General features: G+C 64.7%; 17 protein-coding genes. 16 read left to right on the top strand and 1 reads right to left on the bottom strand.

Features of this window, described 5'->3' with window-relative positions; all coding sequences use genetic code 11:
* Positions 1–477 precede the first annotated feature (477 nt).
* From phaC to FVF58_RS28505, 11 genes are all read left to right on the top strand, one after another.
* Positions 478–2,301 (top strand): class I poly(R)-hydroxyalkanoic acid synthase, encoded by a 1,824-nt coding sequence (gene phaC / locus FVF58_RS28555; protein WP_149673219.1) that lies wholly within the window; start codon positions 478–480, stop codon positions 2,299–2,301.
* A gap of 133 nt (positions 2,302–2,434) precedes the next feature.
* Positions 2,435–3,616 carry an acetyl-CoA C-acetyltransferase gene (locus FVF58_RS28550; protein ID WP_149673138.1) on the top strand — a complete coding sequence of 394 codons (1,182 nt, stop codon included), beginning with the start codon at positions 2,435–2,437 and terminating at the stop codon, positions 3,614–3,616.
* A gap of 211 nt (positions 3,617–3,827) precedes the next feature.
* The gene (locus FVF58_RS28545; RefSeq protein ID WP_149673137.1) at positions 3,828–4,568 is read left to right on the top strand and encodes a 3-ketoacyl-ACP reductase; all 741 of its coding nucleotides are present in this window, start codon (positions 3,828–3,830) and stop codon (positions 4,566–4,568) included.
* Between the two features lie 133 nt (positions 4,569–4,701).
* Positions 4,702–5,310 carry a polyhydroxyalkanoate synthesis repressor PhaR gene (gene phaR / locus FVF58_RS28540; RefSeq protein ID WP_149673136.1) on the top strand — a complete coding sequence of 203 codons (609 nt, stop codon included), beginning with the start codon at positions 4,702–4,704 and terminating at the stop codon, positions 5,308–5,310.
* Between the two features lie 435 nt (positions 5,311–5,745).
* Complete coding sequence (locus FVF58_RS28535; protein ID WP_149673135.1) at positions 5,746–6,768, top strand: tRNA dihydrouridine synthase; 1,023 nt, start codon at positions 5,746–5,748, stop codon at positions 6,766–6,768.
* Between the two features lie 81 nt (positions 6,769–6,849).
* Positions 6,850–8,235, top strand: a complete 1,386-nt coding sequence (gene rimO / locus FVF58_RS28530) for a 30S ribosomal protein S12 methylthiotransferase RimO (protein ID WP_149673134.1) — start codon at positions 6,850–6,852, stop codon at positions 8,233–8,235.
* A gap of 15 nt (positions 8,236–8,250) precedes the next feature.
* Positions 8,251–9,204, top strand: coding sequence for a sugar kinase (locus tag FVF58_RS28525; RefSeq protein ID WP_425468979.1), 954 nt, complete (start codon positions 8,251–8,253; stop codon positions 9,202–9,204).
* 78 nt (positions 9,205–9,282) lie between these two features.
* Entirely contained in the window at positions 9,283–10,467 is a 1,185-nt protein-coding gene (gene bktB / locus FVF58_RS28520) for a beta-ketothiolase BktB (protein ID WP_149673132.1), read from the top strand.
* Between the two features lie 74 nt (positions 10,468–10,541).
* Positions 10,542–11,237, top strand: coding sequence for a hypothetical protein (locus FVF58_RS28515; protein ID WP_149673131.1), 696 nt, complete (start codon positions 10,542–10,544; stop codon positions 11,235–11,237).
* A gap of 156 nt (positions 11,238–11,393) precedes the next feature.
* The gene (locus FVF58_RS28510; protein ID WP_149673130.1) at positions 11,394–12,578 is read left to right on the top strand and encodes a cystathionine beta-lyase; all 1,185 of its coding nucleotides are present in this window, start codon (positions 11,394–11,396) and stop codon (positions 12,576–12,578) included.
* Positions 12,579–12,755: 177 nt separating this feature from the next.
* On the top strand, positions 12,756–13,205 hold the full coding sequence (locus FVF58_RS28505) for a hypothetical protein (RefSeq protein ID WP_149673129.1): 450 nt from the start codon (positions 12,756–12,758) through the stop codon (positions 13,203–13,205).
* 283 nt (positions 13,206–13,488) lie between these two features.
* On the opposite strand, the gene serB is transcribed toward FVF58_RS28505, so the two are convergent.
* The gene (serB, locus tag FVF58_RS28500) at positions 13,489–14,328 is read right to left on the bottom strand and encodes a phosphoserine phosphatase SerB (protein WP_149673128.1); all 840 of its coding nucleotides are present in this window, start codon (positions 14,326–14,328) and stop codon (positions 13,489–13,491) included.
* A gap of 319 nt (positions 14,329–14,647) precedes the next feature.
* Here serB and FVF58_RS28495 point away from each other — a divergent pair, with 319 nt between their 5' ends.
* The 5 genes from FVF58_RS28495 to FVF58_RS28475 all read left to right on the top strand — a co-directional run bounded on the left by FVF58_RS28495 (position 14,648) and on the right by FVF58_RS28475 (position 20,678).
* Positions 14,648–15,901 carry a cytochrome P450 gene (locus FVF58_RS28495; protein ID WP_149673127.1) on the top strand — a complete coding sequence of 418 codons (1,254 nt, stop codon included), beginning with the start codon at positions 14,648–14,650 and terminating at the stop codon, positions 15,899–15,901.
* Between the two features lie 159 nt (positions 15,902–16,060).
* Positions 16,061–17,086, top strand: a complete 1,026-nt coding sequence (gene ku / locus FVF58_RS28490) for a non-homologous end joining protein Ku (protein WP_149673126.1) — start codon at positions 16,061–16,063, stop codon at positions 17,084–17,086.
* A gap of 64 nt (positions 17,087–17,150) precedes the next feature.
* Positions 17,151–20,096, top strand: coding sequence for a DNA ligase D (ligD, locus tag FVF58_RS28485; RefSeq protein WP_149673125.1), 2,946 nt, complete (start codon positions 17,151–17,153; stop codon positions 20,094–20,096).
* Positions 20,097–20,138: 42 nt separating this feature from the next.
* Entirely contained in the window at positions 20,139–20,432 is a 294-nt protein-coding gene (locus FVF58_RS28480; RefSeq protein WP_149673124.1) for a hypothetical protein, read from the top strand.
* Positions 20,433–20,462: 30 nt separating this feature from the next.
* Positions 20,463–20,678: a hypothetical protein gene (locus FVF58_RS28475; protein ID WP_149673123.1), complete on the top strand. Its 216-nt coding sequence runs from the start codon at positions 20,463–20,465 to the stop codon at positions 20,676–20,678.
* Positions 20,679–21,007: the final 329 nt, after the last annotated feature.

Raw genomic sequence — 21,007 nt, 5'->3', positions numbered from 1 at the left:
CCGAGGCGCGCAGCGCGTTTTTGCTGCGGTGCCGGAATTCATCGAACTAGCGTAAATCTGCCGCGAAAAGTGTGTGCCCACGCACCGATAAATGCACATAACCCCATGCAATCTGGGAGCTTTTTTCGCTCGACCGATCCATTAGTCATACGTGCCTCAAAAGCGCGATCTGCTACACAGGGAAAACGATAATTAAAAAACTATCGCACTGCGGCAAAATCGGGAACAAGCATTGACATGCCTTGCCATGGGGAGCAAGAATGTTCCTCACGAGATCCTCGTACATGGGACAGGGCGTGACGAGGTCGCGAGCAATCGCACACGTGCGCACGAACCTGCCTCTCCAACCCGTCCGCAAGGACTTACCGGTCAAAAGCAGGTATGGCAGCTTCATATTCCTCAGCTTCCCCCAGCACGGACTCCTCGACGGAGCATACGCAGCAGGCCGGTACGAGCGGCGCAACATCCGCCGCAGGCATGCAGCAATTCGTCGACGCCTGGATGAACGCATGGCGTTCGCTCGGGACGCCCCCGGGCGCCGCCGGCACGCCTTTCCAGATGCCGCCCATGCCGCAAGTGCCGGGCATGCCGCAAATGGGTTTCCCCCCGATGCCGTCGTTTCCCGGCATGCCGGACTTCAGCAAACTGGCGGCGGGGGCGATGCCTTCCATGCCTTCGTTCGCAGGTCTGAACATACCCGCCGCCGCGATTCCCTCCGAACGTCTGCAGAAACTGCAGGCGGATTATTCGCGCGATGCGATGGAGTTGATCCAGCAGGCAGCCACGTCGGTTTCGAAGGCGCCCGAACTCAAGGACCGCCGCTTCAGTTCCGAAGCATGGAGCGCGACACCGGCCTATGCGTTCACCGCCGCGTGGTATCTGCTGAACGCGCGCTATCTGCAGGAGATGGTCGACGCGCTCGACACCGAACCGAAGGTGCGCGAGCGCATCCGTTTCGCCGTCCAGCAATGGACCGCGGCCGCTTCGCCGAGCAACTTCTTCGCGTTGAATCCGGAAGCGCAAAAAACCCTGCTCGACAGCAAGGGCGAGAGCCTGCGGCAAGGCGTGATGAACCTGCTCACCGACCTGCAGCGCGGCAAGATTTCGCAGACCGACGAATCGGGCTTCGTGGTCGGTGAGAACCTCGCCAACACCGAAGGCTCGGTGGTGTTCGAGAACGACCTGCTGCAACTGATCCAGTACAAGCCGCGCACGGCGACCGTGCGCGAGCGGCCGCTGCTGATCGTGCCGCCGTGCATCAACAAGTACTACATTCTCGACCTGCAGCCGGAGAATTCGCTGGTCGCGCATGCGCTCGATTCGGGGCACCAGGTGTTCCTGATCTCGTGGCGCAACGCGGATCAGTCGATCGCGCACAAGACGTGGGACGATTACATCGGCGAGGGTGTGCTCGCCGCGATCGACACCGTCTGCAAGATCAGCGGCCGCGAACAGGTCAACACGCTCGGCTTTTGCGTCGGCGGCACGATGCTCGCCACTGCGCTGGCGGTGGCCGCCGCACGCGGCGAGCACCCGGCCGCGTCGATGACGCTGCTCACCGCGATGCTCGACTTCTCCGACACGGGAGTGCTCGACGTGTTCGTCGACGAGACGCACGTGCAGATGCGCGAGCAGACCATCGGCGGCAAGAATGGTGCGCCGCCGGGATTGATGCGCGGCATCGAGTTCGCCAACACGTTCTCGTTCCTGCGGCCGAACGATCTGGTCTGGAACTACGTCGTCGACAATTACCTGAAGGGCCGCACGCCGGTGCCGTTCGACCTGCTGTACTGGAACAGCGACTCGACCAGCCTGCCGGGCCCGATGTATGTCTGGTATCTGCGCAACACCTACCTCGAGAATCGTCTGCGCGAACCGGGTGCGTTGAGCACCTGCGGCCAGTCGATCGACTTGTCGAAGATCGACGTGCCCACCTTCATCTACGGGTCACGCGAAGACCATATCGTGCCGTGGCAAACGGCGTACGCGTCGGCGCCGCTCCTGAGCGGGCCGCTGAAGTTCGTGCTCGGCGCGTCGGGCCATATCGCCGGCGTGATCAATCCGCCCGCGAAGAAAAAGCGCAGTTACTGGACGCTGGAAGGTGACGCCGCGACGTTGCCGGCGAGCCCGGACGAATGGTTCGGCGCCGCGACCGAAGTGCCCGGCAGCTGGTGGCCCGAATGGACTACGTGGCTCGATCAGTACGGCGGCAAGAAGGTGAAGCCGCGCGCCGCGGCGGGCTCGGCGGAGTTTCCGGAGATCGAGCCGGCGCCAGGACGTTACGTGCGGCAACGGGAGTAAGTTGAACGCGCTTCACAGTGCGATGGTTGGCAATAGGTGAGTGGGCGTCTGAATAAGTAAAGGCGTTGGAGCAACGAATTTTTAACTTGACGGGCTGCGGCGCATTCGGCCGACATGCCCGGAGGATATGGAAATGACTGATGTTGTGATCGTATCGGCCGCCCGTACGGCAGTAGGTAAATTCGGTGGATCGCTGGCGAAGATCGCCGCGCCCGAACTCGGCGCCACGGTGATCCGTGCCGTGCTCGAGCGGGCCGGGCTGAAGCCGGAGCAGGTGAGCGAAGTGATCCTGGGCCAGGTGTTGACGGCCGGCTCCGGCCAGAATCCTGCGCGTCAGTCGCTGATCAAGGCGGGCTTGCCCGCGGCCGTGCCCGCCATGACGATCAACGTGGTGTGCGGCTCGGGTCTGAAGTCCGTGATGCTCGCGGCCAACGCGATCATCGCGGGCGATGCGGACATCGTGGTGGCCGGTGGTCAGGAAAACATGAGCGCCGCGCCGCACGTTCTGCCGGGCTCACGCGACGGCTTCCGCATGGGCGACGCGAAGCTGATCGACTCGATGATCGTCGACGGCCTGTGGGACGTGTACAACCAGTACCACATGGGCGTGACGGCGGAAAACGTCGCGAAGGAATACGGCATCACGCGCGAGCAGCAGGACGCGTTCGCGGCGCTGTCGCAGAACAAGGCGGAAGCCGCGCAGAAGGCGGGCCGTTTCGACGACGAAATCGTGCCGGTCGAGATTCCGCAGCGCAAGGGCGAGCCGCTGCGTTTCGCAACCGACGAGTTCGTGCGCCACGGCGTCACCGCTGATTCGCTGGCGGGCCTGAAGCCGGCCTTCTCGAAGGAAGGCTCGGTCACGGCGGCCAACGCGTCGGGTCTGAACGACGGCGCGGCGGCGGTGCTGGTGATGTCGGCGAAGAAAGCCGAGGCGCTCGGCCTCACGCCGCTTGCGCGCATCAAGGCTTACGCTACCTCGGGTCTGGATCCGAAGGTGATGGGTATGGGCCCGGTGCCGGCTTCGCGCCGCTGTCTCGAACGCGCGGGCTGGACGCCGGCCGACCTGGACCTGATGGAAATCAATGAAGCGTTCGCCGCGCAGGCGTGCGCCGTGAATCAGCAGATGGGCTGGGACACGTCGAAGATCAACGTGAACGGCGGCGCGATTGCGATCGGCCATCCGATCGGCGCGTCCGGCTGCCGGATTCTCGTCACGCTGCTGCACGAAATGCAGAAGCGCGATGCGAAGAAGGGTTTGGCGTCGCTGTGTATCGGCGGCGGCATGGGTGTCGCGCTGGCGATCGAGCGCGCTTGAGCACGCCGCGCTGATCCGGCGCCGCCAGGCATCGGAGAACCGGCATCGGGCAGGTTGCCGCGCGCCGCGTCGACACAGTTGGCGCGCGGTGTCAGCAGCGGCCTCGCCGGCCGGTCGCCCGGCGGCAGCGACGAGGAAGCATCAGGCGAACAAGAGGTGGTCGGTCGGGGTGGCCGGTCGGCGCCTCGAAAACGATAACGGAGTGTGGTTTATGACACAGCGAATTGCGTACGTAACGGGCGGCATGGGTGGCATCGGCACGAGCATTTGCCAGCGGCTGCACAAAGAGGGCTTCAAGGTGGTCGCGGGCTGTGGCCCGAACTCGCCGCGCCGCGTAAAGTGGCTCGAAGAGCAGAAGTCGCTGGGCTTCGATTTCGTCGCCTCCGAAGGCAATGTCGGCGATTGGGAATCGACCAAGACCGCGTTCGAGAAGGTCAAGTCCGAAGTGGGCGAGATCGACGTGCTGGTGAATAATGCCGGCATCACGCGCGACGTCGTGTTCCGCAAGATGACGCATGAAGACTGGACAGCGGTGATCGACACCAACCTGACCAGCCTGTTCAACGTCACCAAGCAGGTGATCGATGGCATGGTCGAGCGTGGCTGGGGCCGCGTGATCAACATTTCGTCGGTGAACGGGCAGAAGGGCCAGTTCGGCCAGACCAACTACTCGACCGCGAAGGCCGGCATTCACGGCTTCACGATGGCGCTGGCGCAGGAAGTGGCGACCAAGGGCGTGACGGTCAACACCGTGTCGCCGGGCTACATCGGCACCGACATGGTCAAGGCCATCCGTCCGGACGTGATGGAAAAGATCGTGGCGACGATTCCGGTGCGCCGCCTGGGTCGGCCGGACGAAATCGGCTCGATCGTCGCGTGGCTCGCGTCGGAAGAATCGGGTTTCTCCACGGGCGCTGATTTTTCGCTGAACGGCGGCTTGCATATGGGCTGAGTCTACAGCGCGCCGCTCACAAGGCGGCGTGCTTCGGCTCAGATGGTTCGGCGGCGTGCCGGCTGCGCAATGGCCCGATTGCGCAGCCGGCACGACGCCGTTTTCGCGCTTAACTCGCGCTCAAAGGCGTTACATGACCACTACTACAAAGAAAACAGCCGAACGACTGATCAAGAAATATCCGAACCGTCGGCTCTACGATACTGAGACAAGCACGTACATCACGCTGACGGATGTCAAACAGCTCGTGCTCGATCAGGAGGATTTCAAGGTCATCGATGCGAAGAGCAACGAGGACCTGACGCGCGCCATCCTGTTGCAGATCATTCTCGAAGAGGAGAGCGGCGGCTTGCCGATGTTCTCGTCGTCGATGCTGTCGCAGATCATCCGTTTCTATGGGCATGCGATGCAGGGCATGATGGGCACGTATCTGGAAAAGAACATCCAGGCTTTCATCGACATTCAGGCGAAGCTCGCCGACCAGTCGAAGAATCTGTATGAAGGCAAGGCGATGAATCCGGAAGTCTGGTCGCAGTTCATGAACATGCAGGCCCCGATGATGCAGGGCATGATGACCAGCTATATCGAGCAGTCGAAGAACATGTTCGTGCAGATGCAGGAGCAGATGCAGAACCAGGCGAAGTCGATGTTCGCCACGTTCCCGTTCACGCCCGGCGGCCCGGTTAATGCAGGCAACGCACCAGCCGTGCCGCAAACGAATCCGGAGCCGGAGAAGAAGTAACGCCAATAATTGTGCGAGCGGCGGCGCGGGCGCCGTCGTTGTTGTCGTTGTCCCGGTGACGCAGACCGGCTCCGATTGCGCATGGCAGCGGCGCGGACCCGTGGGTTCGCGGCAGCCTCGCAGCCGATATGCACCGCAGCGCCAGGCAACGTGCGCACGCTTCACTTCAGCTCACCTCAGCGTGGTTCATCGCCGCCAGCGCGGTACAATCGCGACTTTCGCGCGCAGAGCGCTTTGCGCCACGGCCGGATTTTCACGGCCCTTGAACGTCTGTCGTTCCTGTCGCAGCGCTCTCCATCGCCGCTATCGTCATCGCTCCACGCCGGACCCACCCTATGCTGCAGATCATCTCCCTCACCGCGCCGTCCCCTTCGGCTTTGAAGGCCGGCTGGGTCTGCCACGCTTGACCCGCCGATCGCATAACCGGATTTGCGCATGAGCCGGCTGTTTCTCGCCCCGATGGAAGGGCTTGCGGACTACGTGCTGCGCGACGTGCTGACCAGCACGCGCGGCTTCGACGGGTGCGTGTCCGAATTCGTCCGCGTGACGGGTTCCCTGCTGCCTGCACGCGTCTACGAGCGGGAAGCGCCCGAAGTTCTCGACGCAAGCCGCACTCCCAGCGGCACGCCCATGGTGATCCAGTTGCTCGGCAGCGATCCCCAGTGGATGGCGCGCAATGCAAGGCATGCGGCGGCGTTGTCGCCGTATGGGGTCGACCTGAACTTCGGCTGTCCCGCCAAGGTGGTCAATCAGCACGGCGGCGGAGCCATGCTGCTGGCCGACCCTGAACAGCTGCACCGGATCGTTTCCGCGGTGCGCGCCGCGGTGCCGGCCGGCATCGCCGTGACGGCGAAAATGCGCCTTGGCGTATCCGACACGTCGCGGGCGATCGATTGCGCAGTGGCGCTCGCGGAAGGCGGCGCGGCCTCGCTGGTCGTGCATGCGCGCACGCGCGATCATGGCTACCGGCCGCCGGCGCACTGGGAGTGGATCGCGCGTATCGACGACGCGGTGGACGTACCGGTCATCGCAAACGGCGAAGTCTGGAGCGTGGCGGACTGGGAGCGGTGCCGGGCCGTCAGCGGGTGCGCGGACGTGATGATCGGACGCGGCGCCGTGTCGGATCCGTTCCTCGCATTGCGAATCCGCGGATTGATGGACCCGACCCCTTCTGCCGGCGAATTGCAGCGCGTGCTGCGCCAGATCGCCGGCTATCTGAGGAAATTGCAGGCGCGCGCCTCGTCCAGCCACGAGCACGGACGCGTCAAGAAGTGGCTGAGCTATCTGCAGCGCACCTGGCCGCAGGCAGCCGAACTGCATGCGGCGATCCGCCGGGTGCAGGATTCGCACGAAATTCTGCGGGTGATCGAGGCCGCGCTGGCATCCCGCGAATCCATCCGAAGCCAGCGATCCGACGCCGTCGAACAGTTCGATCCGGCCGAGGCCGTAGCCGGTTGAGGGCTAAAATTCAAAGACTTACGAGCGGTGGCCGTGCCGAACCGCTACAATTCAAGGTTTAACGTCTTCAAGCGGTCCCCCATGTCTGTCACCCCCACGATTGCCCCGATTGCCGCGCCGAAGGTCGGCTTCGTTTCGCTCGGTTGCCCTAAAGCCCTGGTCGATTCCGAACAGATCATCACCCAGTTGCGCGCCGAAGGTTACGAAATCTCCGGCACGTACGACGGCGCGGACCTCGTGGTCGTCAACACCTGCGGCTTCATCGACGAAGCCGTGCAGGAAAGCCTCGACGCGATCGGTGAAGCGCTCAACGAGAACGGCAAAGTGATCGTCACCGGCTGCCTCGGCGCGAAGAAGAGCGCGAGCGGCTCGGGGCTGATCGAAGAGGTGCATCCGAAGGTGTTGGCCGTGACCGGGCCGCACGCGGTGGGCGAAGTGATGCAGCACGTGCATTCGCATCTGCCCAAGCCGCACGATCCGTTCATCGATCTGGTACCCGCGGCGGGCATCAAGCTCACGCCGCGCCACTACGCGTACCTGAAGATATCGGAAGGCTGCAACCACCGCTGCACGTTCTGCATCATCCCTTCGATGCGCGGCGACCTCGTGTCGCGTCCGGTCGCCGAAGTGATGCTCGAAGCGGAAAATCTGTTCAAGTCCGGCGTGAAGGAATTGCTGGTGATCTCGCAGGACACCAGCGCTTACGGCGTCGACGTCAAATATCGCACGGGCTTCTGGAACGGCAAGCCGATCAAGACGCGCATGACCGATCTGGTCGCGGCTCTCGGCGAACTCGCCGCGCAATACGGCGCGTGGGTGCGTTTGCACTACGTGTATCCGTATCCGAGCGTCGACGAAGTGATTCCGATGATGGCCGAAGGGCCGTTCAAGGGTCACGTGCTGCCGTACCTCGACGTGCCGTTCCAGCACGCGCATCCCGAAGTGCTCAAGCGCATGAAGCGGCCGGCCAACGCGGAGAAGGTGATGGAGCGCGTGAAGGCATGGCGCGAGATGTGCCCGGATCTGACGATCCGCAGCACGTTCATCGCCGGGTTCCCGGGCGAGACCGAAGAGCAGTTCCAGACGCTGCTCGATTTCATCCGCGAGGCGCAGCTGGATCGGGTCGGCTGCTTTGCGTACTCGCCGGTCGAAGGCGCGAGCGCCAACGAACTCGACGGCGCGCTGCCCGATGAAGTGCGCGAAGAGCGGCGTGCCCGCTTCATGGAAGTGGCCGAGGAAGTGTCGGCCAAACGGATCGCGAAGAAGGTCGGCAAGACGGTGAAGGTGCTGGTCGACGAAATCAATGCCGACGGCGGCATTGGCCGCACTGCGGCGGATGCGCCGGAGATCGACGGCGTCGTGTATATCGCGCCGGCCACCAAGGCGTCCAAACGCTACAAGGTCGGCGATTTCGTGTCGGTGAAGATCACCGGCGCAGACGGCCACGACCTGTGGGGCGAGGTCTGAGCGATGACCATCAAGATGGCAGCCCGGCCTGAAGGCCGCCCCACGGATGGCCGTCCCGCCGCGATCCTCGCGCTCGGCGAGGCGATGATCGAATTCAACCAGTCCGGGAAAGATCAGCCGAACTACCTGCAAGGCTTCGGCGGCGACACGTCGAACTTCTGCATCGCGGCGGCACGGCAGGGGGCGCGCACCGGCTTCGTATCGGCGGTCGGCGCGGATCATTTCGGGCGCCTGCTGATCGATCTGTGGGAACGCGAGCAGGTGGATACGTCGCTCGTGCGCATCGATCCGGATGCGTCCACCGGCGTCTATTTCGTTTCGCATGGTCCCAACGGCCATGCGTTCGACTATCTGCGCGCGGGCTCCGCGGCGAGCCGCTATGCGCCGCGCGATCTGCCGCTCGAGGCGATCGCCGCGGCCAAGGTCGTCCATCTGTCCGGAATCAGCCTCGCGATCAGCCTGAGCGCTTGCGACGCCGCGCTCGCAGCGATCGCGCATGCCCGCGCCAACGGCGTGCGCGTCAGCTTCGACACCAACCTGCGCCTGAAGCTGTGGCCGCTCGCGCGGGCTCGCGCAGTGATGCTCGAAGCGATCCGCCAGACCGACATCTGCCTGCCGAGCTGGGACGACGTCACCGAGCTCACCGGCCTGACCGGCCGTGACGAGATCGTCGACTTCCTGCTGTCGCACGGCCCGCGCGTGGTGGCGCTGAAGCTCGGCAAGGAGGGCTCGTACATCGCGACGTCCGACGAGCGGCGCGTCGTGCCGGGCCACGTTGTCAATGCGGTCGATGCGACCGGCGCGGGCGACTGCTTCGGCGGCGCATTCATCGCGCGCATTGTCGCGGGCGACGATCCTTTTGCGGCGGCGCGTTACGCGAACGTCGCCGCGGCGCTGTCCACGCAAGGCTACGGCGCGGTGGCGCCGATTCCTTCGCGCGCGACCGTCGAACAACTGCTGGCGGGCTGACCGCCGCGCGCCACGACGCGCGACCCGCCGAGGTAAGATCATCCTGCAGATTTTCAGAGACTGGAAGAGGAGCTAGCGATGCAACGGGACGTAGTGGTGGTAAGCGGTGTGCGTACGGCAATCGGCGGATTCGGCGGCAGTCTGAAGGACTTTGCCCCAACCGATCTCGGCGCGCGCGTGGTGCGCGAAGCGCTGGCGCGCGCCAGCGTGTCGGGCGACGAAGTCGGTCATGTGGTGTTCGGCAACGTGGTGCATACCGAGCCGAAGGACATGTACCTGGCGCGCGTGGCCGCGATCAACGGCGGCGTCGCGCAGCATACGCCCGCGTTGACCGTGAACCGCTTGTGCGGCTCGGGCCTGCAGGCGATCGTGTCGGCTGCGCAAAGCATCCTGCTCGGTGACGCCGACATCGCGATCGGCGGCGGCGCGGAAAACATGAGCCGCGCGCCTTACTCGATGCCCGCCGCGCGCTTCGGTCAGCGCATGGGCGACGCGCGCCTCGTCGACATGATGGTGGGCGCGCTGAACGACCCGTTCCAGTCGATCCACATGGGCGTGACCGCCGAAAACGTCGCGCGCAAATACGACATCTCGCGCGAAGCGCAGGACGCGCTTGCGCTCGAATCGCATCGCCGCGCGGCCCACGCGATCACGAGCGGCTACTTCAAGGAACAGATCCTGCCGATCGCGCTTGCGTCGAAGAAAGGCGAAGTTGTGTTCGACACCGACGAACACGCGCGCATGAACGCAACGGCGGAAGACTTCTCGAAGCTCAAGCCGGTGTTCGCGAAGGAAAACGGCACGGTGACGGCCGGTAATGCGTCGGGCATCAACGACGCAGCCGCCGCGCTCGTGCTGATGGAGCGCAGCGTCGCCGAACAGCGCGGCATGAAGCCGCTGGCGCGGCTGGTGTCGTACGCGCATGCCGGGGTCGATCCGGCGTACATGGGCATCGGTCCCGTGCCGGCGACCCGCAAGGCGCTCGAACGGGCCGGCCTGACGGTGGCCGACCTCGACGTGATCGAGGCGAACGAGGCGTTCGCCGCGCAGGCCTGCGCGGTCAGCAAGGAGTTGGGCTTCGATCCGGCGAAGGTGAATCCGAACGGCTCGGGCATTTCGCTCGGCCACCCGATCGGCGCGACCGGCGCGCTGATCGCCGTCAAGGCGCTGTACGAATTGCAGCGGATCGGCGGGCGCTACGCACTGGTCACGATGTGCATCGGCGGCGGCCAGGGCATCGCGGCGATCTTCGAGCGGATCTGACGCTCGGGGGGAACCCGGGGGAAACTCCGGGTAAGCCGCCAGTAGATATGTATCAGGCAATAAGGAAGGAACGGATGCGGGAATCGAAAGCGATGAAGGGCGCGGTGAAAGATACGCTGAAGCACTCGGCGGCGCGGCGCGGTTGGGCAATCATCAGCGCGGCCTCGTTGCTGTGTGCCGGCACGGCGGCGTTGATGCCCGCGCCGGCCTGGGCGGAAAGCGATGCCGTCAAGGAACTGGCGGCGCCCCCGCCGATTCAGTTGCCGCTCAAGCCGAGCCCCGAGTTCGCGAAATTCCCGCGCTACGCCGGCATGCTGGGCAAGCGTCAGATCGTGCTGCGGCTCGGCGCGAAAACCGACGATCCGTCCGGCGTGCACGGCGAGTACCAGTTCACCGACAACGGCGAAGTGATCCTGATCGCCGGCGACCGCGACGGCGATACGCTCGAAGTGGAGGAGTCGAACGACGGCACCCACATCACCGGCAACTGGGTCGGCAAGTTCGCGACGGACGGCTCGGTTGCGGGCGACCGGATGAACGTCGACGATTCCGATCCGCAGCCGTTCGACCTGAAGCCGCTCGCGGCGGGGCAGGTGGTGCCGCCGCCCGGTGCGCCGGCGGCCGCACAGGCTACCCCGGCTACCCCGGCCGCCCCCGCAGCGGGGCCGGCGCCGCAAACGTCGGCAAGCGGCCACGCCGCTGCACCGGCTCCGGCTCCGGCCGGCGCGCACCCGGTGGGCGGCGTCAGCAACCTGCAAACCGGCGAGTGAAACCGCTGCCGCGCGAGCTGGCCGGCTCGCGCGCCGTCCGTCTGGTTCGGTCCCGCTGACTCGTCTACTCTTTCTCAAGCGGCGCACGCCATCACTGCGTGACCGCCGCTTCCTTTTCGCTCTGTCAGTTCCTGTCTGCTTTCACAGAACTTCATCATGACCCAATCCAAACTCAAACGCGCTCTGCAAACCCGCACCGTACGCGCCGAGGACCAGATCACGCCGGGCTTCGAGTCGTTTTCGACGCCGGTCACGCGCGCCTCCACGGTCGTGTTCCCCGATCTCGCCGCCATGCGCGCGCTCGACTGGAAAAACGACGCGCAATGGCGCTATGGCCTGCACGCTACGCCGACCTCGCTCGCGCTGGCACAGCGCCTTGCCGCCATCGAGGGCGGCAATCATGCGTTGTTGCAGCCGTCGGGGCTGTCGTCGATTTCGAACGTGTACTTCGGCCTCGTCAAGGCAGGCGACGACGTGCTGATTCCCGACAACGCGTACTCGCCGAATCGCGATCATGGCGACTGGCTGGCGCGCGATTTCGGCATCACGGTGCGCTACTACGATCCGATGATCGGCGCGGGCATCGCCGATCTGATCCAGCCGAACACGCGCCTCATCTGGATCGAGGCACCCGGCTCGGTGACGATGGAAGTGGCCGACGTGCCCGCCATCACGGCGGCGGCGCGCGCGCGCAAGGTCGTCACGGCGATCGACAACACGTGGTCCGCGGGGCTTGCGTTCCGGCCGTTCGACCACGGCGTCGACATCTCGGTGCAGGCGCTGACCAAATATCAGTCGGGCGGCGGCGACGTGCTGATGGGCGCGACGATCACGGTCGAGCGCGAACTGCATCTGAAGCTGAAGGCGGCGCGCATGCGCATGGGGATCGGCGTCTCTTCGGACGACTGCTCGCTGATTCTGCGCAGTCTGCCGTCCATGCAACTGCGTTTCGCGCAGCACGACCGCGCGGCGCTCGGATTGGCCACGTGGCTGAAGAGCCGTCCGGAAATCGCCGCGGTGTTGCACCCGGCATTCGCTGACTGTCCGGGCCACGAGTTTTTCAAGCGCGACTTCACGGGGGCGGGCGGGCTGTTTTCGGTCGTGTTCGACGGCCGCTACAGCGCGGCGCAGATCGACACGTTCTGCGAGTCGCTCGAACTCTTTTCGCTCGGCTGGAGTTGGGGAGGCGCGCACAGCCTCGCCATGCCGTACGACGTGGCGTCGATGCGCACCGCGGGGCAGTGGCCGCATCGCGGCACGCTGGTGCGGTTTTACATTGGCCTCGAAGAAGAGGCGGATCTGCGCGCGGATATCGAGCAGAGCCTCGCCGCGCTCGCCTGAACCTCTGAGCCTCATTTGTCACGACGATGAGTCGGCCCATCGGGATATTTTCCCGGTGAGTTTTTTTTGTCCAGATAGCCGGTAAGCCTAACCATTTGGCTGAATGGCCGAAGCCGGATCTCGACGCTACGATGGTGCGCATTCCGCCTCAGGGCTGCCGCACGAAGGTGAGCTTCGATGATTCTTTTCTTCTGGATGTTGCTGAATCTTGGCATGCCGATTATCGGCCCGATCTTCACGCTTGCGCTCGTCGCACCGGCGCACGGGTGGCGCGTCGCGAAGGCGTTGATCGCTGCGTCGGTGAAAGACGGTCAGCTGTTCTGGTGTGCAAGCGGGCTGTGCGCTTGCGCCGCTTATGAAGTGGTGGCGGCGTTGGAGCGGGGCGGTCGCGAGGTGCCGATTCTCGCCTTTTGCATGGTTGGACTGTGCATCATGGGGTTCGTCTGTTCGGTCCTCGTGATGTTGGGATCGGTGAACGCCTATCGCGATCGGATTGGCAAAGTCGTTCGCGAGGGAAACCCGCCAGTCATCGTCTATGCGTTCTCGCGTATCGAAGTGAGTTTATCCGTTTTGCTTACGCTCATTGCCGCCACTCTGTTTGCATTCCTACACGTGCACTTTTCCTGATTTATTAGATAGTGCGGCATTTATACTGGTCTGGTCTTTTCAAGGAGGCGTCGATGAAAAAGTTATCCCTTTATCTGGCATCCGACGAAATTTACCCGCGTGTTTTGAAGTGGTCCGGCATTGTCGTCAGTGTCTATGCAATTTTCCTGTTTGTAGTAATCCTGATCGACGGTCTAATGAGATAACGCGTCGCCGGCGCCGGGCCGCCGCTCAAGCGGCCCCACGCATCAAACAGACACTACACGGGCACCACCCCACGCGTTATCCGGGCTTCGCGCCGGCATCAGAACAACCGCAGCAAGCCGTCCAGTCCAACATGGTTGAACGCCACGCTGGCCGCTTCGCGCACCACCGGCTTCGCGCGGAATGCAACGGAGAGTCCCGCTGCGGCCATCATCTTCAGGTCGTTCGAGCCGTCGCCCATTGCAATCGCACGAGTCGATTCAATACCTAGCGTGGCGCATGTTTCGCGCAGCGTGCGCGCTTTCACGTCCGCGTTGACGATCTCGCCGATCACGTTGCCGGTCAGCTTGCCATCCACGATTTCGAGTGTGTTCGCGTGCGTAAAATCAAGACCCAGGCGTGCCTTCAGCTTTTCGGTAAAGAACGTGAATCCGCCCGACACCAGCAGCGTTTTCAATCCTGCTTCTTTCGCGCCGGCCAGCATCCGTTCCGCGCCCGGCGAGAGTTGCAGCCGCTCTTCGTAAACGCGTTCGAGCGCGCTTGCGTCAAGACCCTTGAGCAGCGCCACGCGGCGCGTCAGGCTTTCGTTGAAGTCCTTGATCTCGCCGCGCATCGCCGCTTCGGTGATCGCGGCCACTTCCGCTTTCAACCCGCAGAAGTCGGCAATCTCGTCGATACACTCGATCGTGATCAGCGTCGAATCCATGTCCATCGCGACGAGGCCGAAGTCACGCAGCTGCCGGCCGGGCTCGATAAACGCGTAGTCCAGTTGGTGAGTGCCGCAATAGACCTCGAGGTCGGCGCGCTGCGCGAGGTTCGCGTCGGCGATACGCAGCGCATGCGCGTCGATCATGGTGGCGCGCGAACCGCGTGCGAGCGCGACGAGCGTTTTGTGGTGGTCGGCGCTAAGGGGCGCGGAGCTTTGAATGACGAGGTTCATGGACGACGCAGTAACGCTGGAAAGATGAAGCGCGCGGCGCGCGCGGAAAATGCCGCTATTGTATCGGTTCTGCGCGATGCGCCGCCGCGCACGGCCGCGGTGCGAACTGTTGGGCGCGAGCCTATCGTGCAATCCCGCAAGGCCCGGTTCATACTGGCGCTTCCAACCGCGCCTCGCAGCCACTGCGTTTTCTGATCGCGTCACGCGCAACGCACAGCGTGTCTGACGGGAAGTGCATCGCACAAGCAAAAACGCCGCGCACGAGGCACATACAAGCACATACCAGCGCGCACCCAACGTGCACCCACGGAGACGACGCATGACCCAGGCGACCGCCAGCGACGCATCCCTGCTTGCACGCGACTTCGATCTGCGCCACCTGAGCCCCGCGTTCTACGCCGATCCGTATCCTGTCTACCATGCGCTGCGCGCCCACGAACCCATCAAGCGCATGCCCGACGGCTCGCTGTTTCTGACCCGGTATCGCGACGTGCAGGCGGTCTACCGCGACCCGAAAGCCTTCAGCTCTGACAAGACCGTCGAATTCAAGCCGAAATACGGCGACTCGCCGCTCTACGCGCATCACACGACCAGCCTGGTATTCAACGATCCGCCGCGCCACACGAGGGTGCGCAAACTGATCGCCGGCGCGCTCACGGCGCGTGCCATTTCGGCGATGGAGCCGGGTCTGGCGCGCCTCGTCGACGGCCTGCTCGACGTGGCCGCCGAACGTGGCCGCATCGACCTGATCGGCGAGTTCGCGGCGGCGATTCCCGTCGAGATCATCGGCAATCTGCTCGACGTGCCGCATGCCGGGCGCGGGCCGTTGCGCGACTGGTCGCTTGCGATACTCGGCGCGCTCGAGCCGTCGCTGACCGACGCGCAACTCGAACGGGGCAATCGCGCGGTGAGCGAATTCATCGACTATCTGCGCGGTCTGGTCGTGCGACGCCGCCGCCAGCCCGGCGACCCGCAGCACGACGTGCTGACGCGGCTGATCCAGGGCGAGGAAGGCGGCGAGCAGTTGTCGGAAGCGGAGCTGTTGCAAAACTGCATTTTCATTCTGAACGCCGGGCACGAGACGACCACCAACCTGATCGGCAACGGCCTCGTCACGCTCGCTGGCTGGCCCGAGCAGCGCGCCGCGCTGCTGCGCGAGCCGTCGCTGATCGAGTCGACGGTCGAGGAGTGTTTGCGCTTCGAAAGCTCGAACCAGCTCGGCAACCGCATGGCGACCGTCGACACTGAGATCGGCGGCGTCGCAATCGCGCGCGGCACGCCAATTACGCTGTGCATCGGCGCGGCCAATCGCGACCCGGAACAGCTTCCTGAGCCGGACCGCTTCGAGATTCGCCGCGCTCCGAACCGGCACCTCGCGTTCGGCTTCGGCATTCATCAGTGCGCGGGGCTGTCGCTCGCACGGCTTGAAGCGCGTATCGCGATCGGTCGGTTCGTGCAGCGCTTTCCGGCTTATCGCCTCGATGGCGAGCCGATGCGCGGCCCACGCGCGCGTTTTCGCGGCTTCGCGGCTGTGCCGCTCGAACTGGAGCCGCTGCCCGGGCAAGCCGGATAGCAAGCCGCTAGCGCCGCACGCCGTAGCTTTTGCCGGCCTGTCGCAAGACTTACAGCCCTGGTCGTTGGCCGCCCGCACGGCGCCACGCGTTGTCTCAGGCCTGAAAACCGTGGCACGCTTGCTGCTTCGCTTCAGTTCTCAGCCCCATGGGAGCGCACGATGGCACACATGATCTGGAAGGGCGCGATCAGCTTCGGGCTCGTCCATGTACCGGTGCAACTGTATCCGGCGACGCAGTCGGAGAAAGTCGGCTTCAATCTGCTCGACAAGCGCACGATCGATCCGATCGGCTACAAGCAGATCAACAAGCGCACCGGCAAGGATGTGACGCGCGAGAACATCGTGCGCGGGTTCGAGTACGAGAAGGACAAGTACGTGGTGCTCTCGGACGACGAGATCCGCGCGGCGAATCCCGAATCGACGCAAACGGTCGACATCCTTGCGTTCGTCGACGCGCCCGACATCTCGTTCCTCTATCTCGACACGCCGTATTTCCTGACGCCCGACCGCAAGGGCGACAAGGTGTATGCGTTGCTGCGCGAAGCGATGAAGGCGTCGGGCAAGATCGGCGTTGCGAGCGTGGTGTTGCACAACAAGCAGCATCTGGCGGCGTTGATCCCGGTTGGGCCGGTGCTGGCGTTGAACACGCTGCGCTGGGCCGCCGAGGTGCGCGACTTCGACGAATTCAAGCTGCCGCCCGAAGGCATGAAGGCCGCCGGCGTATCCGCGCGCGAACTCGACATGGCGAAAAAGCTGATCGACGACATGAGCGATAAGTGGGATCCGTCGCAGTATCACGACACGTTCCGCGACGACATTATGGCGCTCGTCGATCGCAAGATTCGCGCGGGCAAGACCGAGGAGATCACCGAGGTCGAAGCGCCGCGCGAGTCCCGTCACTCGGCCGACATTCTCGACCTGTCCGACCTGCTCAAGCGCAGCCTGGACCGGGGCAAGGGCAAGCAGCCGGCCAGCGGCCGCAAGCGCGCGGCTGACGATGACGACGAGAGCGACGCCAAAGCCGATAACGAAGCTGCTGCACCGGCTCGCAAGAAGCCGCGCGCGGCAAGCGCGGGGGGCACCTCGCGCAGCCGCGGCGGCACTTCCGGCGCTCGTGCCGCGACGAAGGCCGCAGCGAAAACCGCCGCTGCGCCGGCAGCCCGGAAGCGGCGCGCGGCGGCCTGAGCGCACAGCTGATGACAGCCGGGCGTAAGCGCCGCGCCCACCCACAAGCGACGATGTCACCGCCATGGACGAGAGACTCGATCTCTACCACCGCAAGCGCCGCTTCGATGAAACGCCGGAGCCTTCCGGCGCTCACGCGGCGCGCAAGCGCGCCGGCCGGAAAGCGGCGCCGTGCGCCGTGGACCACGCGCTTTCGTACGTGATTCAGGAGCATGACGCGCGGCGTCTGCATTACGACTTCCGGCTCGAACTGAATGGCGCGCTGCTGTCGTGGGCGGTGCCGAAGGGGCCGAGTCTCGACCCGTCGGTGAAACGGCTGGCGGTGCACGTCGAAGACCACCCGGTCGAATACGGTTCGTTCGAAGGAGAGATTCCGCCCGGCAATTACGGGGCGGGCACTGTGATCGTGTGGGACCGCGGCACGTGGGAGCCGGTCGGCAGCATTGACGACGCCGCGCGTTCCTATGCGGCCGGCAAGCTCAAGTTCAGGCTTCACGGCGAGAAGTTACGCGGCGGCTGGACGCTGGTGCGCAGTCATATGCGCGGCAGCGGCGACAAGGAGCAATGGCTGTTGATCAAGGAGCGTGACGACGAGGCGCGCGACGAGAGCGAGTACGACGTGCTGAAAGAGCGGCCGGGAAGCGTGCTGGGCGAGGGCGCGTCGGCGGGCAGGAGCGCGAAGGCAGGGGGTGTGGCGCGCGCGAAAGGGACCGGTAAAACCGCGAGCAAAGTTGCAGGCAAGCGCGCAAGCAAAGCCTCAGCGAACCTTGAAACCGCCGCCGCTTCGAACGCATCCACCACTGCCGCGAAAGGCGCCAGCAAGCGCGGCGCGTCAAGCGCTTCGTCAGGCCGGGCCGACCCGAAGCGCCCGGATATCGTCGCCACACGCACCACGCAGTCGCTGCGCGAACTGGCCGCATCCCCGTCGATCGAAGGCGCTGTCAAAGCCCGTCTGCCCGCCTCGTTCAAGCCTCAACTGGCGACCCTCGTCGACGCCGCGCCGCCCGGCGACGACTGGCTGTATGAAATCAAGTTCGACGGCTATCGGGTGCTGGCCCGCATCGACCGGTCGGGCAAAGGCGGCGCCGTCAAGGTGTTCACGCGCGCCGGCAACGACTGGACCGCGAAATTCAGCAAGCAGGTCGAAGCATTCGATCAGCTTGCCCTCGATAGCGCATGGCTCGACGGCGAAGCGATCGTGCTCGACGAACGCGGCGTGCCGAGTTTCCAGGCGCTGCAAAACGCATTCGACTCGAACCGCCCGCAGGACATCGTCATCTATCTGTTCGACGTGCCCTTTCTGAATGGCTATGACTTGCGCGGCGTGCCGCTCGAACAGCGCCGCGCGATTCTGCGCGCGCTGCTGGAGGGCTTCGACGACCGCGTGCTGCGCTTCTCGAACGACTTCGACTTCAGCGCCGACGAGCTGCTCAAAAGCGCCTGCGACATGTCGCTCGAAGGGATCATCGGCAAGCGGCGCGATAGCGGCTACCTGTCGGGGCGCTCGCAGACGTGGATCAAGCTGAAGTGTCGGCGGCGCCAGGAGTTCGTGATCGGCGGCTATTCGGAGCCGAGCGGCAGTCGTGCGGCATTCGGTGCGCTGCTGCTCGGCGCCTACGATGGCGAAGGCGAGCTGCGCTATGCCGGCCGGGTCGGCACCGGTTTCGACGCCGCCTTGCTGCGCTCGGTCAAGAAGGCGCTCGACGCGCACGAGACCTCGCGCATGCCGTTCGCCAGCGCACCGCGCGAGCGCAGCCGCACGCCGGTGCATTGGGTGAAACCCGTGCTCGTCGCCGAATGCAACTTCGCCGAATGGACGAGCGATGGGATTGTGCGTCAGGCGTCGTTCGTGAGTCTGCGCAACGACAAGCCGGCGCGTCAGATCGTCAAGGAAGCACCCCGTCAAGGAGCCGACGTGCAACAGCAAACCGACACCGGGTCCGATGCTGCGCCGAAGAAGCGTGCGGCGTCGAAGACCGCGACCGCCACGTCCACGGCCGCCAAGACCGCGATCGCCAAGTCCACGGCCGCCAAGACCGCGACCGCCAAGACCGCAATCGCAAAAACCGCGACCGCGAAGACCACAGCCGCAAAGTCCACCGCAAAAACAGCCGCCGCCGCCGAAGTCGCCGGCGTGCGGGTGTCTCATCCCGATCGCGTGATCGACAAGAGCACCGGCACGCGCAAAATCGATCTTGTGCAGTACTACGAATCGGTCGCCGACTGGATGCTGCCGCATCTGCAGGACCGGCCGGTGTCGCTGGTGCGCGCACCCGAGGACATCGGCGGCGAGCTGTTTTTCCAGAAGCACAGCCAGAAGCTGTCGATTCCCAACGTCACGCAGCATCCGGGTCTCGACCCCGGTCATCCGCCGCTGATTACGGTCGAAACGCTCAAAGCGCTGGTCGGCGCCGCGCAGATGGGCACGGTCGAATTTCACACATGGAATGCGGTCGCGTCGAACATCGAGAAGCCCGATCGCATGGTGTTCGATCTCGACCCCGACGCGTCGCTCGGCTGGGAGCGCATGATCGAAGCCGCGCAACTCACGCGCTCGCTGCTCGAAGAACTCGGCCTCGAATCGTTCTGCAAGACGAGCGGCGGCAAGGGACTGCACGTCGTCGTGCCGCTCGCGAAGCAGGCGGGCTGGGACGAGGTGAAGGACTTCTCGCAGGCCGTCGCGCGGCACATGGCGACGACCCTGCCCAAGTACTTCAGCGCGAAGATGGGCGCGCAGAACCGCAAGCAGAAAATCTTCGTCGATTACCTGCGCAACAACCGCGGCTCGAGCACGGTGGCCGCGTTCTCGGCGCGCGCGCGGCCGGGCCTGGGCGTGTCGGTGCCGCTTGCGTGGGACGAAGTCGCGTCCACCACGGGCGGCGATCAATGGAACATCGAGAACCTGCACGAGCGCCTCGCCAGTCTGAAGCGCGATCCGTGGGCGGACTATGCGAAGACCCGTCAGCGCATCACGGCCGCGATGAAAAAACGTCTGGACCAAGCGCAATGAGCGCTTGCCGGTGGACCTCACTCAAACGACAAGGAGCACGTCATGAAAACCGCACCGCAATCGTCGGATGGCGACAAGCAGGCCGATCCGCATGCGCAAAAGCAGCCGCGTTCGTTGCAGGAAGCCGGCGCGCCGCTGCCGAATGAAGCCGACCAGAATCCGGAGTCGCAGCACGAGGACGAGCCGCGCCATGTCGGCAAGCAGGCGCACCGCGACCTCGAGCGCGGCCTGAAGGACACCGACCGCCGCGGCGGTGACGAGTATCAGCAGATGACGCAGAACGATGCGCACAGCGACGTCAATTCGGACGAAAAGCGGGCTGGTAAAAAGCGGTAGCTCAGGCCCTGACGGATGCAGGGACGGACGGTGGCAGCGACAGTCGCAAAGCTTCGACTGTCGCCGGCCGGTTTGAGCCGGGGCCATCACTGGCGTTGGCGCCTGCGCGGCGCGATCCAGCTCGCGCCATCCTCAAGCCCAACAACCTCAACCCGGCTCCGCATCCCCACGCGCAATTCTGCCGCCGCGCGCATCAACTTCTCGAAGAAGGGCGCGCTCGGCAAGCTGGTGCCGACGGGGTTCTGAATCGCGCATTGTGTTGATCGAAGATGGCCGGCGTTGCAGCGAGGCGCGCCGGCCACGCATCGTTCGATGCCCGATGCATGATGCCAGGCGCCGCGGGGATCGCGGGCAAAGAGTCGGGCGTCTCGCCGGCCATCGCTCACGCACAACAAACACACACAGAAGAAAACACACGCAGAAAACGCGTCCCCGCAAGCGGGTTAACACCCGAGCGCGCGCGGCACGCGCAGCCTTAAGCTTGGCGTTAGACTGGCGGTGCATCATGCGAAAACGGTTGCGTGTCCCGCGACCCGGCTGGCCGCGCATTCACCGGCTCCAGTCAGGCGGTGCGC

This window comes from Paraburkholderia panacisoli (assembly GCF_008369935.1).
Lineage (GTDB): Bacteria > Pseudomonadota > Gammaproteobacteria > Burkholderiales > Burkholderiaceae > Paraburkholderia > Paraburkholderia panacisoli.
Note: the sequence above shows the minus strand (reverse complement) of the source record. Positions and strands in the feature narration are given on the sequence as shown.